Genomic DNA, 14608 nt, shown 5'->3' on the forward strand with positions numbered 1-14608 from the left:
TAACCGAACTTAAAATTTGTAACATATGTACTGGACACTTGAATTAGCCTCGCACCTGGAAGATGCTCCATGGCCGGCAACAAAAGATGAATTAATTGATTACGCCATTCGCTCCGGCGCACCTGTTGAGGTAATTGAAAACCTGCAGGCGTTAGAGGATGACGGTGAGCCCTATGAAAACATTGAAGAGATATGGCCTGATTATCCTACAAAGGATGATTTCTTTTTCAACGAAGACGAATATTAAATTTCGCTAAAATAAAAAAACCTTGCCCGGCAAGGTTTTTTTATTTTAGCACAACCTTTTTTAGTGGTTTGGGTTATTGATGAATACATTACTATTATTCAACATAAATACTACTACCATGAGAGGCTTACTTTACATTATTGCAGTTATCCTTATTATAGGATGGGCATTAGGATTATTTGTTTATAACGTTGGCAACATCATATACATATTGCTGGTTATTGCCATCATTGCGCTACTGCTGGGCATTATCCGCAGGGCATAACCTTTTTAGGCTTGATTAATTAAAAAAGGCAGCTTTAATTAAGGCTGTCTTTTTTTTGCAATAACGTTTCCGCAATCAATATGTCTTCGGGATAGGTAATCTTGAAATTCTGGTAGCTTCCTTCCATCACATGTATATTGTAGCCGGCTTGTTCGGCTACGCTGGCATCATCAGTAAAGCCTTCGTGATAGGGTAACTGGTATGCTGCTTTTAACTGCTGCAACTGAAAGGTTTGCGGCGTTTGCACCAGGTAAATCTCTTCGCGCAACAAGCTTTCTGATAGTTGTCCAGACACCCGGCGCACCGAGTCGCGGCTCTTCACCGCTGCAATGGCATTGCCCGATTGTACTGCCTGTGCGTAAGCAGCATCAATAACATGGCTTGTAACCAACGGACGGACCGCATCATGTACAGCCACAACCGCCTGTTCATCCGGTAAAATGGCTATCGCATTTTTCACAGAATGGAAGCGTGTTTCGCCACCGGTGATTAAAAAATGCTCTTGAGTAAATTTGTGCTGCAGGCAAAGTTCTTTCCAGTATTCATGGTAACTTTCCGGCAATACCACGAGGATGTGGGGCTGATAGCTGCTTTGCATAAAAGCATCCAGCGTATGCATCAGTACAGGCCGGCCATTCAGCAATATAAATTGTTTGGGCATTGCCGACTGCATACGTTTGCCTGAGCCGCCGGCTACAATAACCGCGTAGGCTTTAACTGAAGATGGCAAAGGCTGTACAACAAATTCAGGCACTGGTAAAAGGTGAATGGTGTGTTAAAGAAAGCGATAAAAATAGCATAAAACCCTATAAAGCATAATTGCAAGGCATAAAGAAAGTTTGTGGTGTTTTGTCTTTAAGCAGACGCAATAAACTTGCTTTATACCTTGCAATTACATAGAAGGTGCTGTGTGGGTTAAAGAGATGATTGCTCAAATCTCATAGCCGAAAGCTTAAATCTAACTTAGATGATCAGCATCGCATCGCCGTAGCTGTAGAAACGATATTTTTCTTTTACCGCTACTTCATAAGCATTCATTACATGCTCGTAACCGCCGAAAGCCGCTACCATCATCAGCAGGGTAGACTCTGGTGTATGGAAGTTGGTAATCATGGTATTGGCAATGCTGAACTCATACGGCGGAAATATGAACTTACTGGTCCAGTCGTTAATTGGTTTTAAAATTTTGCCAGCCGACACCGCAGACTCAATGGTGCGCATAACCGTAGTGCCCACTGCGCAAACACGCTTTTTGCGTTCAATACCGCGGTTGACAATATCGGCTTGCTTTCGCTCTATAATCACCTGTTCAGAGTCCATCTTGTGCTTGGTCAGGTCCTCCACTTCCACCTGGCGGAAGGTGCCCAAACCCACATGCAGTGTTACTTCGGCAAAATCCACACCTTTCAGCTCCAGGCGTTTCATCAGTTCGCGGCTAAAATGTAACCCTGCAGTAGGGGCGGCTACGGCACCTTCGTGTTTAGCAAAAATAGTTTGGTAACGTTCCTTATCCTCTGCAGTAGCTTTACGCTTAATGTATTTTGGCAGTGGTGTTTCACCCAAAATTTCCACATTACGGCGAAACTCTTCGTCGGTGCCGTCAAATAAGAAGCGAATGGTGCGGCCGCGCGAAGTGGTATTGTCTACTACCTCGGCCACTAATAGGTCATCATCGCCAAAGTACAATTTATTGCCTACGCGTATCTTGCGTGCCGGGTCAACCAGTACATCCCAAAGGCGCAGTTCCTTATTTAGTTCTCGCAGCAGGAAAACCTCAATGGTTGCGCCGGTTTTTTCCTTGTTGCCGTACATGCGTGCCGGAAACACTTTGGTATTGTTCAGGATCATTACATCCTGGTCATCAAAATAATCCAGCACATCTTTAAATATCTTATGCTCAATTTTACCAGAATCGCGGTGCAATACCATCAGGCGCGATTCATCCCGGCGCTCTGACGGTTTATCGGCCACTAATGACTCCGGAAGGTTGAATTTGAATTGAGATAATTTCATGTTAGTAAATTTTCAGGGCGCAAAGCTACAAAATTTCTTTTTTATCCCCGGGATGTATTGTATGTTGATTTTTGATTCCTTTATAGCTGAATAGTCAACAGCATTTGTTTTAATGTGTTTACGGCCGAACTAATTTGTTTACTGCCAACAAACAAACGGACTATTAAATCATTAACCTGTAAATTGCCCGTGCAGCCATACGGAGTTTCTTATAAATATTTACATTTGCTGCACCATTACTAATTATAAACACTTTATGATCTCGGATAAAGCACAGTTACATATTGGCGACCAATCCTTTGACCTGCCTGCCATTGAAGGTACGGAAGGGGAAAAGGCAATAGATATTTCCAAGCTGCGCGACCAAAGCGGCTATGTAACTTTAGATGTTGGCTACAAAAATACAGGCGCTACCAAAAGCGCCATTACATTTTTAGACGGCGAAAAAGGCATTCTTAAATATCGAGGTTATCCGATTGAGCAGTTAGCCGAAAAATCGAGCTTTATTGAAGTGGCTTATCTGTTAATTTACGGCGAACTACCAAGCGAGCAGCAGTTGCATAACTTCGAGTATGAGATAAGCCATCACACTTTGGTGCATGAGGATATGAAGAAGTTTTTTGATGGTTTCCCTTCAAAATCTCATCCTATGGGCCAGTTATCTTCATTGATAGGGGCCTTAGCCGCCTTCAACCCGGAATCGTTAAAATCAGGCTTAACAGCGGATGCGGTAAACCTCGAAATTATCAAGCTGATTGCTAAGATGAGTACAATCGTATCATGGATTTATAAGAAATCCCTGGGCCATCCGGTGATATATCCATGGAACAAGTACGATTATGTAACTAACTTTCTGCACATGACCTTCGGGCAGCGTACGGAAGATTATACACCAGATCCAGTAGTGGTAAGTGCGATGAACACACTGCTTATCCTGCATGCCGATCATGAACAAAATTGTTCCACTTCCACTGTGCGCATCGTAGGTTCCTCAGATGCTAACCTGTATGCATCCATCTCTGCAGGTATATCTGCCTTGTGGGGGCCGCTGCATGGAGGCGCCAACCAGGCGGTAATAGAAATGCTGGAACAGATTAAGGCTGATGGCGGTGATACCGATAAGTTTATTGCCAAAGCTAAAGACAAAAACGATCCCTTCCGCCTGATGGGTTTTGGCCACCGCGTATACAAAAACTTTGACCCGCGCGCTAAAATCATCAAAAAAGCCTGTGATGATATTCTGGCAAAGTTAGGCGTGCAGGATGAGGTACTGGACATTGCCAAGCGTTTGGAAGAGGTTGCCCTGCAAGATTCTTACTTTGTGGAACGCAAACTTTACCCTAATGTAGATTTCTATTCGGGTATTATTTACCGTGCATTGGGTTTCCCTACAGAAATGTTTACGGTACTGTTTGCCCTGGGCCGTTTACCCGGATGGATTGCCCAGTGGAAAGAAATGAAAGAAAACAAAGAACCTATTGGCCGCCCGCGCCAGATTTATGTAGGCGCAACCAACCGCGATTATACCGAAATCAATAACAGATAATTATATTTAACTTAGTGTAGAGCCTGGGTATGGATTGCCGGTATGAGCCATATCCGGCATATGCATACCATCGGCTCTTATCAGCCGGAGATAGTTGTGGCCTGCAGGCCACCGCCTGAATTATCTGCAACAATTTCCATCTTCCGTTTTGCCGGTTAGGGCGTTGAATTGCACAGGTGCCCTTATCGGCACTTATTATACAGGTACAGGATAGGGGTAACGCTTTTACTCCGCAGGCATCTTTTTCTTTTGTAACAATTACTGTCATCATGGTATACTGGCGGTTGTTTTTCCGTTTGCCAAGCTATAAACTTTTGCCATCGGTAACAGGCAAAAAACATATCTCCGTTAAGCCGAATATATAGTCTTACCAGTCATAGCACTACATTCCTATCAAATTAGGTGCCTTCGGTTGATATTAATATTTGCTTTCAGCAGGTGTTAACAGTGCTTTATATTCCTTTATTGGGCATAAACGGCTTAAAAAAGTAACAGCAAAAGCATTTGAAGTGAAATGTGCTTGATGAGCAGATTGCAGATACAGGATAGCGATATAAATAATATAACGTATATTGAATGAGATATACCTGCCGGGTTAATGAGTACAGAAGAAGTTTTACAACAATACTGGGGCTATAAAACCTTCAGGCCGCTGCAGCAGCAGATTATAGAGGCTGTGCTTAACAGGCACGATACGCTGGCCTTGTTACCTACCGGAGGAGGTAAGTCCATCTGCTTTCAGGTGCCGGCAATGGTTATGCCCGGTATCTGCATCGTTATATCGCCCCTGATTGCCCTGATGAAGGACCAGGTTGACAGCCTTAAAGAAAAAGGAATTAAGGCGGCTTCCATTGTATCGGGCATGAGCCGCCGGGAGGTGGATATTGCACTTGACAATTGCATATATGGCCCGGTCAAGTTTTTATACTTGTCGCCCGAGCGCCTGTTATCTGAATTGGTGCGCGAGCGTATCAGGTATATGAACGTGAACCTGATCGCGGTAGACGAGGCACACTGTATTTCTCAATGGGGATACGATTTCAGGCCGCCCTATCTTCATATTGCCGATTTAAGGGAGCTGCACCCGAAAGTGCCTGTACTGGCGTTAACCGCCACAGCCACCGCCGAAGTAAAAGAAGATATACAGCAACGGTTGAATTTTACCAGGCCCAATGTGTTTCAGCAAAGTTTCGAACGCAGTAACTTAGGGTATCTGGTGCAAAACGAAGAACATAAGATGCGCCGTGTGCTGGAGGTGATTAAAGGGGTAAAGGGCAGCGGTATTATATATGTACGCAGCCGTAAGGAAACCGCAGAGGTTGCCAAACTGCTGAACGAACATCATATTAAAGCAGATTATTACCATGCCGGTTTAGAAGCCGGCCTCCGTACCCGCAAACAGGAAGAATGGAAGGGCAACCAAATTCAGGTAATGGTAGCTACCAATGCCTTTGGAATGGGTATTGACAAAGCAGATGTGCGTTTTGTAATTCACCGTGATGTACCTGAAAGTTTAGAGGCTTATTATCAGGAAGCCGGGCGGGCGGGCCGCGACGGGGAAAAGGCTTACGCGGTGTTACTTTACAATACAGCCGACCGCCTGAAACAGGAGAAAAGGTTTGAGTCCAGCTTTCCAACGCTCGATGAAATCAGGCAGGTATATCATTACCTCGCTAACTATTTTCAACTGGCTTACGGGGCGGGCGAAGGCCTGAGTTTTGATTTAGACGTTGGTGAGTTTTGCAGCCGTTTCAAACTGGCCGCCATCAAAACACTAAATGCACTGAAATTTTTAGAGCAGGATGAGTACCTGGCTTTTAACGAAAGTGTTTTTTTGCCCTCCCGCTTTCAGTTTGAGGTTGCTCATGAAGAACTTTACAATTTTCAGGTGCAAAATTCGGGCTGGGATCCGTTTATTAAAACGCTGCTGCGATCTTACGGCGGTGCATTTGAAAATTATGTGCGCATACGGGAATTTGATATGGCGCGGCGCACCGGGTTAAATGTACAGCAGGTAATAGAGGCCTTGCAGCAATTGCATAAAGCGGGAGTGCTTAGTTATTTACCGCAAACTGATAAGCCGCAGGTTACCTATTTAAAGCCAAGACTCAGCCAGGACTATCTGCTGATTAACCATCAGTATATTGCACAGAGAAAAAAAGTATATCAACTTAAAATGGAGGCGGCGCTATCATATGCCGAAGTGCGTAAATGCCGCAGCCAGCAGTTGTTGGCTTACTTTAACGAACCGGATGCACATAAATGCGGTAAATGTGATGTGTGCATTGATGAAAAACGCCATCAAAATTCAGGGCAGATTACCCAAGCTATAACTAATGAAATTTTACAATTGTTAGTTACAGAACCGCTTACCCTGCAACAACTCATTACAGGGTTACTAAAAGGAACCAAAAATGAGCAGTTAAGTGTGGTGCGGAGTTTACTTGATGCTGGCCGTATCAAGACCAATGGGAACATCTACTATCTGTAAATGAATAGTTAATTTACCTTAATTTCAATCTTTCACATTTAACAATTATAAGTGTTTGATTAAAATGCAGGCAGGTTTACAGGCAGTTACATGGGTGGAACAGGTGGCTGAGGAGAAGGAACCGGGTTTGGCCGGATGTTGGAGTTAACTGAGGGTGCGATTTTAGGCGAAGGGGAACGTACAGCAGTATCTGCCTGCCTTGCGCCGCTCGCAGGAACTGGCGTATTTTGACTCAGGGTAGCCTTAGTACCTGATGCTTTGCGGGAATAGCAGCCGCCTGTGGTTAAAGCGATGCCTGTAATTACGGCTAAAATAGTAGTGTTAAGTTTCATTCCTGACTGTGTATCTATTTGCATAACATTGAAGCAGCCGAATGGTTTATGCTATCTGCTTTGTGTACTGAAAGGTATTGCAACACATTGATTAAGCAGTAGCAACTAACAATGTTTCAGGGAATAGAATTTATTTAAAAACCAGTGCCTGCATTGCTTCAAATACAACATCACTGCATACATGAAATGATTGACATTTAAAAAATAAATATTTTTTGTACTTTTGCAGCCCTAAAGACCAGCCTTTAATCACGGCTGAAAATTAAGAGACATACTATAATCCAGTATACAAAGATGAACATCTCACAGGAAAAAAAAGACGAGCTAAACGCAGTTATCACCGTAAATATCAACGCTGAGGACTATCAGCCGCGTGTTGATAAAGCTATTAAAGAACAAGCTAAAAAAGCTAAGCTTCCGGGATTTCGCCCGGGCATGGTGCCTGCCGGTCATATTAAAAAAATGTACGGTAAAAGCATCCTGGTAGATGAGATCAACAGCTTGCTGTCTGATACGCTGAATAACTACCTTACCGAAAATCAAATCGAGGTTTTAGGTCAGCCGCTTCCTGATGTAAATGACGATAGAACCTATAACTGGGACTTTAACGATAATTTTGAGTTTAAGTATGATGTGGGTCTGGCACCCGAGTTTACGGTAGACTTATCAGCTGCCGATCAGCTGACACAGTATGACATTAAGGTAGACGATGAAACCCTGTCATCACGGATCAAAAATATCCGCCGCAGCTATGGTAAAATGACAAACCCTGACGTATCGGCAGATGATGATGTGCTGTATGCCGAATTAAGTCAGCTTTCTCCGGATGGCTCCGTTTTTGAAGGTGGTATCAGCAATACAACGTCGGTACGTTTAGACCAGGTGAAGAACGAAGCGGTAAAAGCGCAGTTAACCGGTGTAAAAAAAGGCGATGAGATTGTAGTTGATTTACAAGAAGCTTACGATAATGACATTGCCCGCATAGCTGCCCTTTTAAAGATTGAGGAAAGTGAAGCTGCAGATCTGAAGTCGGAATTTAAACTAACGGTGAAGAACATTAACCGCTTAGGGGAAAGCGATTTAAATCAGGAGTTCTTTGATAAATTATTTGGTGAAGGTGCGGTAACTACGGAAGAGGAATTTAAAAGCCGTATTACCGAAGAACAGAACAGTATGATGCAGCAGGATGCTGAGCGCAAACTGCAGCAGGATATTTATAATCTGGCGCTTCAGAAAGCTCATTTTGCCCTGCCCGATGAGTTTTTAAGGCGCTGGCTGAAAGCAACCAATGAAAAGCTAAACGACGAAGAATTGGCCGGAGGTTATGAAGATTTTGCCAAAAATCTGAAATGGACCCTGATTGCCAACAAGATTGTAAAGGACAATAACATCGAAATTAAATATGAAGATGTTTTCCAGGCAGCTAAAATGCGGCTGGAGCAGCAGTTTAAAATGTATAGTCCGCAGCCGTTAAGCGAGGAGCAGTTGGGCCAGTATACCGTGCAGTTTATGCAAAATCAGGAAAATGCAAACCGCATTTTTGAGGAAGTAAAAGCTGCTAAGGTATTCGATTACTTAAAAAGCATCATCACTATAAATCACCAGGAGATCAGTAATACAGATTTTGGTAAATTGGATGGGTAATACATTGCACTTTTTGCGCAACTGTTATATAATAAAAGCAACTCCTCAACGGGTTGCTTTTATTATATGGTAAAAAACTTACTCTGTACAGCAATGTTATAAGGGCGGTATTTTCAGCTTCTATTATATACTTGCATTTAGCTGGTTACTTAATTTGAATAAATTTAACATCATAAACGGAGCACTTAATTACAAATACAAATGGATAACATCGATAAGAATGAATTCAGAAAATATGCGGTAAAGCATCACCGCATTAATGGCTTATACGTAGATAAGTTTATCTCCAGCGTTGAGCATAAAATGATGCCCCAGGGTATAGCCTACCCGGTAGGGATGACACCTTATATTATTGAAGAGCGCCAGTTAAACGTGGCTCAAATGGATGTTTTCTCTCGTTTGATGATGGACCGCATCATCTTTCTGGGTGATGCCATCTACGAAAACATAGCCAACATTATACAGGCACAACTGCTTTTCCTGCAATCTGCTGATGCCAAACGCGACATCCAGATTTACATCAATTCGCCGGGAGGATCGGTTTATGCAGGTTTGGGTATATATGATACCATGCAGTTTGTATCTAACGATGTAGCTACGATATGTACCGGCATGGCCGCTTCAATGGCTGCAGTATTATTGTGCGCCGGTGCCGATGGTAAGCGTGCTGCGCTGCCGCACTCACGCGTAATGATTCATCAGCCGTTAGGTGGGGCACAAGGTCAGGCATCTGATATTGAGATTACAGCCCGTGAGATTCAAAAATTGAAAAAGGAACTGTACGAAATTATTTCGAAGCACAGCGGTACGCCATACGAAAAGGTTTGGGAAGCCTCTGACCGCGACCACTGGATGATTGCCGAAGAAGCAAAAGAATTTGGCATGGTTGATGAAATTTTACGCAGCAGCAGCGAGAAATAACAGCAACAATAGTTTTCCACAGTAACAATAACAGGCCGTTCGTGCTTGTTATTGTTACTGTATTTTAATAGATTTGATTATCACAACAGTATAATGGCAGTTAACAAAAACAGCAAAGAGATCAGGTGCTCGTTTTGCGGAGCAGGCAAGCAGGATTCGCTGATGCTGATAGCGGGGTTAGATGCACATATCTGCGATAAATGTGTTAATCAGGCAAATGAAATTTTAGCCGAGGAATTAAAGGTACGAAAAGTAAAGTCCGCGCCCTCCACACCAACTATTCTTAAACCTGCAGAAATCAAATCTCACCTTGATCAATATGTGATAGGGCAGGACGATGCAAAAAAGGTGCTGGCTGTTGCAGTATATAATCACTACAAGCGCCTTAACCAGCGCGTTGACAAAGATGAGGTAGAGATTGAAAAATCAAACATCATTATGGTGGGCGAAACCGGTACCGGTAAAACCTTGCTGGCTAAAACCATTGCCAAGGTGTTGAATGTGCCTTTTTGTATATCTGATGCTACGGTACTTACCGAGGCCGGATATGTAGGCGAGGATGTGGAAAGTATACTTACGCGTTTGCTGCAGGCGGCTGATTATGATGTAGCTGCTGCCGAAAAGGGTATTGTTTATATTGACGAAGTAGATAAAATTGCCCGCAAGAGTGACAATGCTTCCATCACCCGGGATGTATCCGGCGAGGGGGTGCAACAGGCATTGCTGAAGATCCTGGAAGGCACGATGGTAAATGTACCACCGCAAGGCGGACGAAAGCATCCGGACCAAAAAATGATTAGTGTGAACACGAGCAATATTCTGTTTATATGCGGCGGCGCTTTTGATGGCATTGATAAAAAGATTGCCAGCCGCCTGCGTACACAAACCGTAGGTTACAAACTGAAGCATGACGACCATGAGGTTGATTTAAAAAATTTGTATAAATACATCACACCGCAGGATTTAAAGGCTTTCGGCCTGATACCTGAATTGATTGGCCGTTTGCCGGTGCTGACTTACCTGAACCCGCTTGACCGCGAGGCGCTGCATAATATTTTAACCGAGCCTAAAAATTCATTACTTAAACAATATAAAAAGTTGTTTGAATACGAAGGCGTAAAGCTGGAGTTTGATACTGAGGTACTGGATTTTATAGTTGATAAAGCCATGGAGTTTAAATTAGGGGCACGTGGCTTGCGTTCAATCTGCGAGGCGATTATGATTGATGCCATGTTTGAGTTTCCATCTCAAAAGGATGTGAAAAGATTGATGGTTACTTTAGATTATGCCCGCGAGAAATTTGAAAAATCAGATCTGAAAAAACTGAAGGTCGCTTAAACGCAAACATTTGGGCTGCTGCCCGTATTTAATATATTACTGCCCTGGTTAATTACTTAGCCGGGGTTTGTTATATAAAAACTGTTGTTTATTGAAGAACACCTTAACTGGTTATTCACAAAAGTTGATACACATCAATAACTCCCCGCATATGAACGAAGAAAAAGATATTAAAAAAGACCCTGAAATTGTTAAGCAATCAAAAAAAGTAAAGGAAGTACATTCGCCTGTGAAATCGGGTTTAAAAACCAAGGAAGCTATTGTAGCCAACTGGCTGCCACGCTATACCGGCAGAACACTGGATAAATTTGGCGAATACATCATTCTCACCAACTTTTCAAAGTATCTGCAATTATTCTCGCAGTGGAATAACGACGAGCCGATTATGGGTTTAGATAAACCGATGCAGAGCGTAACTGCCGCCGGCATTACCATGATTAACTTTGGTATGGGCAGTTCCGTTGCCGCTACAGTGATGGATCTGTTAACTGCTATTAATCCAAAAGCTGTAATTTTTCTGGGTAAGTGCGGTGGCTTAAAAAAGAAAAATAATGTGGGCGACCTGATACTGCCTATCGCTGCAATAAGAGGCGAAGGTACATCAAATGATTATCTGCCTCCTGAAGTACCGGCGTTACCATCTTTCGCGCTTCAAAAGGCCATATCAACTACCATACGCGATATGTCCAAGGATTATTGGACCGGTACTTGTTACACTACAAACCGCCGGGTTTGGGAGCATGATAAGGAGTTCAAAAAGTATCTGAAAAAGCTGCGTGCTATGGCTGTTGATATGGAAACTGCTACCATTTTTACCACGGGTTTTGCCAACAAGATACCCACAGGTGCATTGCTGCTGGTTTCTGACCAGCCTATGATTCCGGAAGGGGTAAAGACAGCAGAGAGTGATTCGAAGGTAACAGAGCAATACGTAGAAACGCATTTGAAGGTAGGAATTGAATCCTTAAAACAACTGATTAACAATGGGTTTACAGTGAAGCACCTGAAGTTTTAATTTCTGGTGATTACAATAATCATTAATGCTTATCTGACCTATAGATCAGGCAGTTATTTATGACTTTTAGCTGGTTCATTTACCGGATGTAATTTGCATTTTTGTACCCATATGTGGCACAATAATATTTTAGAAACTATTGGTAACACACCTTTGGTTAAGCTGAATAAAATTACAAAAGAGGTTAAGGCAACGGTTTTAGCAAAGATTGAAACCACTAACCCCGGCAACTCCATAAAAGACCGTATGGCCATCAAAATGATTGAGGATGCCGAGCGGGATGGCCGCCTTAAACCCGGAGGTACCATTATCGAAGGTACATCAGGCAACACCGGGATGGGGTTGGCTATTGCTGCGGTAATTAAAGGCTATAAATGTATTTTCACTACAACAGATAAGCAGTCAAAGGAAAAGGTGGATGCCCTGCGTGCATTCGGCGCGGAAGTAATTGTGTGCCCTACCAACGTTGACCCTGAAGACCCGCGTTCATACTATTCTGTATCCTCACGTTTGGAGCGTGAAGTGTTAAATTCCTGGAAGCCAAATCAATATGACAACTTGTCTAATGCACAGGCGCATTATGAGCAAACCGGCCCTGAAATATGGGAGCAGACCGAAGGAAAGATAACGCATTTGGTAGTAGGCGTGGGTACCGGTGGAACCATTTCGGGTACAGCGAGATTTCTGAAGGAAAAGAACCCGGCAATTCAGGTTTTAGGAATTGATACCTATGGCTCTGTTTTTAAGAAATATAAGGAAACCGGAATACTGGATAAGAGTGAAATTTATCCCTATATCACTGAGGGGATAGGCGAAGATTTTTTGCCTCAAAACGTAAACTTCAGTTTAATTGATCACTTTGAAAAGGTTACTGATAAGGATGCAGCCTTAATGACCCGCGAAATCGCCCGGAAAGAAGGCATATTCGCCGGTAATTCCACAGGTTCGGCAGTTGCGGGTGTAATACAGATGAGGGACCGGTTTAAAGAAAGCGATGTGGTGGTAATTATTTTTCCGGATCACGGCTCACGCTATATGGGCAAAATGTATAATGACGACTGGCTGCGCGAACGTGGTTTTCTAAAGGATGGAAAGCTGACCGCCCGTGACATCATCAGCAAAAAGGAGAGCCCCGAGATTATTACCATCGACAGTGAAAAGACAGTTTTGGAAGCTATTAATACCATAAAGACATTAAATATTTCACAAATTCCGGTAACGCAGCAGGGGATGGTGATTGGAAAAATTACAGAGAGCGATATTTTAAGTTCATTGCTTGAAAATGCTTCGCTCAAATCTCAGCCGGTAAAAAATATTACTACTGCACCATTTCCGTTTGTGGATTTAAATACGTCTATCGACAAAATATCGTCGATGATCAACAAGGAAAACATAGCGGTATTGGTAGAAGACGAGCAAGATAATATTGAGATTATCACTCAATATGATATTATCAACGCTATGGCGGTCTGAGAAATTACTAAAGCAAACAACAAAGCCGCCCTGATTTACAGAGCGGCTTTGTTATTTAAAATATTATTGGGTGCTTAAGTCCAGTATAATATGCGGGCCTGGGGGAAGCGCTTACCGATTTGTTGTTCAAAGTAGGCTTTCAATCCCAGCATCATTTCTTTAACATATACATATTTAACACCGCCAAATTTATTGCGCTTGGTAGATCGTGTGCTTTCTTCTAAATCAAGGCTGGTGTTGGGATACCATTCCAGCAATACATCCTTAGAGCCGGGTGTAAACCGGTGGGTAATCAGTTCGAAGGTTAAATCGCAATCAAAGTTTAGCTGCTGCTGCAGCTTATCAAATAAGTTGCCATACGCTGTTTCCCAATCCGGTATGGGCATTATCGGCGCTAAAACCACGCCGATAGGGTAGCCACCGCCACCTTGTAACTTTGGCAGGGCCATTTTGCGCAGGGCTTTAATACGCGCATCTATTTTTGGTGTGCCTCCTTCTAATCGGCGTGCTACGGCATCAGCATTTAAGCTGCAACGAAAGCGCGTACGCCCGTTGTGCTGTAAACCAATTAAAGAGTCAACTGCATCAAATTTGGTTACAAATCGCAAATGGCTCATCGGGCGGTTGCCAAAAAATTCAATGGTTTCCTGTAAACCCCCGGTTAAGTGCTCCAGGCTTAAAGGGTCGGTATAACAGCTGGCTTCATAACTGGTTATTTGGTTGAGCCGTTCAAACTTCACCGTGTTTTCTAATATCTCAGGCAAATTGGCGAATACCCTTATCGCAGGCGGCCCTTGCAGGCTGCCGGCAAGGTAACAATACTGGCAGTGGGCCGGGCAGCCTTCGGCCAGGTGAAATTGCCAGTCGGCCGATGGTGGGATAGGGCGCAGGTTAAAGGCGCCTTTCGGTGCATTTACTATAGCCAGCGTATTCTTGGCAATCTTGTAGGTTTCGCGTTCCGTTTCCCCGCGCAGGCCGGTGATGCGGTTATTCTTCAATACTTCCGGTTGCAGCCCCAACCTGGTCACCCGTTCGAATATACGCTGACCATAAGGCTGTTCTATGGCATCTGCAGTAAAAACCACACGTTTGGGCATCCAGGGTTTGAATACCTTAACATCCTCACCCTGAATAACCTTTGCTTCCTGATCGATATGCTCTAATACTGACAATAGCTCCATGTACCTATAGGTACAAATAGCATTCCACTAATATTACTATCAATATTACTTGTACATAAGCAATTGTAATTCAATTATTTGTGAATGATAACATTGACATAGTAATATCATCTTCTGTTGAATTATACCTGTTGTTACTAAT

Annotated in this window: 13 protein-coding genes; 9 read left to right on the forward strand and 4 right to left on the reverse strand. The window is 43.2% G+C overall.

What is annotated here, in order from left to right; genetic code table 11:
• Positions 1-25 precede the first annotated feature (25 nt).
• Together ACY652_RS15540 and ACY652_RS15545 are read left to right on the forward strand one after the other, a co-directional pair.
• Positions 26-247, forward strand: a complete 222-nt coding sequence (locus ACY652_RS15540) for a DUF2795 domain-containing protein (RefSeq protein WP_002996718.1) — start codon at positions 26-28, stop codon at positions 245-247.
• Between the two features lie 118 nt (positions 248-365).
• Positions 366-512, forward strand: a complete 147-nt coding sequence (locus ACY652_RS15545; RefSeq protein ID WP_462265301.1) for a lmo0937 family membrane protein — start codon at positions 366-368, stop codon at positions 510-512.
• A gap of 34 nt (positions 513-546) precedes the next feature.
• On the opposite strand, the gene ACY652_RS15550 is transcribed toward ACY652_RS15545, so the two are convergent.
• Positions 547-1266 (reverse strand): 2-C-methyl-D-erythritol 4-phosphate cytidylyltransferase, encoded by a 720-nt coding sequence (locus tag ACY652_RS15550; RefSeq protein ID WP_462265302.1) that lies wholly within the window; start codon positions 1264-1266, stop codon positions 547-549.
• A 209-nt stretch (positions 1267-1475) separates the two neighbouring features.
• Complete coding sequence (queA, locus tag ACY652_RS15555; protein ID WP_462265303.1) at positions 1476-2525, reverse strand: tRNA preQ1(34) S-adenosylmethionine ribosyltransferase-isomerase QueA; 1050 nt, start codon at positions 2523-2525, stop codon at positions 1476-1478.
• A 259-nt stretch (positions 2526-2784) separates the two neighbouring features.
• Here queA and ACY652_RS15560 point away from each other — a divergent pair, with 259 nt between their 5' ends.
• Together ACY652_RS15560 and ACY652_RS15565 are read left to right on the forward strand one after the other, a co-directional pair.
• Positions 2785-4071 (forward strand): citrate synthase, encoded by a 1287-nt coding sequence (locus ACY652_RS15560; protein ID WP_462268280.1) that lies wholly within the window; start codon positions 2785-2787, stop codon positions 4069-4071.
• Between the two features lie 598 nt (positions 4072-4669).
• Positions 4670-6562 (forward strand): RecQ family ATP-dependent DNA helicase, encoded by a 1893-nt coding sequence (locus tag ACY652_RS15565; protein WP_462265304.1) that lies wholly within the window; start codon positions 4670-4672, stop codon positions 6560-6562.
• An 86-nt stretch (positions 6563-6648) separates the two neighbouring features.
• Here the strand turns inward: ACY652_RS15565 and ACY652_RS15570 are convergent, their stop codons facing one another.
• Complete coding sequence (locus ACY652_RS15570) at positions 6649-6894, reverse strand: hypothetical protein (protein ID WP_462265305.1); 246 nt, start codon at positions 6892-6894, stop codon at positions 6649-6651.
• Positions 6895-7188: 294 nt separating this feature from the next.
• On the opposite strand from ACY652_RS15570, the gene tig reads away from it, so the two are divergent.
• From tig to ACY652_RS15595, 5 genes are all read left to right on the forward strand, one after another.
• Positions 7189-8538, forward strand: a complete 1350-nt coding sequence (tig, locus tag ACY652_RS15575) for a trigger factor (protein ID WP_462265306.1) — start codon at positions 7189-7191, stop codon at positions 8536-8538.
• Between the two features lie 201 nt (positions 8539-8739).
• Positions 8740-9459, forward strand: coding sequence for an ATP-dependent Clp endopeptidase proteolytic subunit ClpP (gene clpP / locus ACY652_RS15580; protein WP_462265307.1), 720 nt, complete (start codon positions 8740-8742; stop codon positions 9457-9459).
• A gap of 93 nt (positions 9460-9552) precedes the next feature.
• A complete protein-coding gene (gene clpX, locus ACY652_RS15585) occupies positions 9553-10797 on the forward strand; it encodes an ATP-dependent Clp protease ATP-binding subunit ClpX (protein WP_462265308.1) in 1245 nt (414 codons plus the stop codon).
• 151 nt (positions 10798-10948) lie between these two features.
• Positions 10949-11812 (forward strand): AMP nucleosidase, encoded by an 864-nt coding sequence (locus ACY652_RS15590; RefSeq protein WP_462265309.1) that lies wholly within the window; start codon positions 10949-10951, stop codon positions 11810-11812.
• A gap of 111 nt (positions 11813-11923) precedes the next feature.
• Positions 11924-13285: a pyridoxal-phosphate dependent enzyme gene (locus ACY652_RS15595; RefSeq protein ID WP_462265310.1), complete on the forward strand. Its 1362-nt coding sequence runs from the start codon at positions 11924-11926 to the stop codon at positions 13283-13285.
• 74 nt (positions 13286-13359) lie between these two features.
• On the opposite strand, the gene ACY652_RS15600 is transcribed toward ACY652_RS15595, so the two are convergent.
• Positions 13360-14466, reverse strand: a complete 1107-nt coding sequence (locus tag ACY652_RS15600; RefSeq protein ID WP_462265311.1) for a spore photoproduct lyase family protein — start codon at positions 14464-14466, stop codon at positions 13360-13362.
• Positions 14467-14608: the final 142 nt, after the last annotated feature.

The organism is Mucilaginibacter sp. (assembly GCF_965200995.1).
Classification (GTDB): Bacteria; Bacteroidota; Bacteroidia; order Sphingobacteriales; family Sphingobacteriaceae; genus Mucilaginibacter.

Bases quoted from the DNA above. Each gene is read 5' to 3' on its own strand.
- ACY652_RS15540 (WP_002996718.1), top strand. From the start codon at position 26: ATGTACTGGACACTTGAATTAGCCTCGCACCTGGAAGATGCTCCATGG.
- ACY652_RS15545 (WP_462265301.1), top strand. From the start codon at position 366: ATGAGAGGCTTACTTTACATTATTGCAGTTATCCTTATTATAGGATGG.
- queA (WP_462265303.1), bottom strand. From the start codon at position 2,525: ATGAAATTATCTCAATTCAAATTCAACCTTCCGGAGTCATTAGTGGCC.
- ACY652_RS15565 (WP_462265304.1), top strand. From the start codon at position 4,670: ATGAGTACAGAAGAAGTTTTACAACAATACTGGGGCTATAAAACCTTC.
- ACY652_RS15570 (WP_462265305.1), bottom strand. From the start codon at position 6,894: ATGAAACTTAACACTACTATTTTAGCCGTAATTACAGGCATCGCTTTA.
- tig (WP_462265306.1), top strand. From the start codon at position 7,189: ATGAACATCTCACAGGAAAAAAAAGACGAGCTAAACGCAGTTATCACC.
- clpP (WP_462265307.1), top strand. From the start codon at position 8,740: ATGGATAACATCGATAAGAATGAATTCAGAAAATATGCGGTAAAGCAT.
- clpX (WP_462265308.1), top strand. From the start codon at position 9,553: ATGGCAGTTAACAAAAACAGCAAAGAGATCAGGTGCTCGTTTTGCGGA.
- ACY652_RS15590 (WP_462265309.1), top strand. From the start codon at position 10,949: ATGAACGAAGAAAAAGATATTAAAAAAGACCCTGAAATTGTTAAGCAA.
- ACY652_RS15595 (WP_462265310.1), top strand. From the start codon at position 11,924: ATGTGGCACAATAATATTTTAGAAACTATTGGTAACACACCTTTGGTT.
- ACY652_RS15600 (WP_462265311.1), bottom strand. From the start codon at position 14,466: ATGGAGCTATTGTCAGTATTAGAGCATATCGATCAGGAAGCAAAGGTT.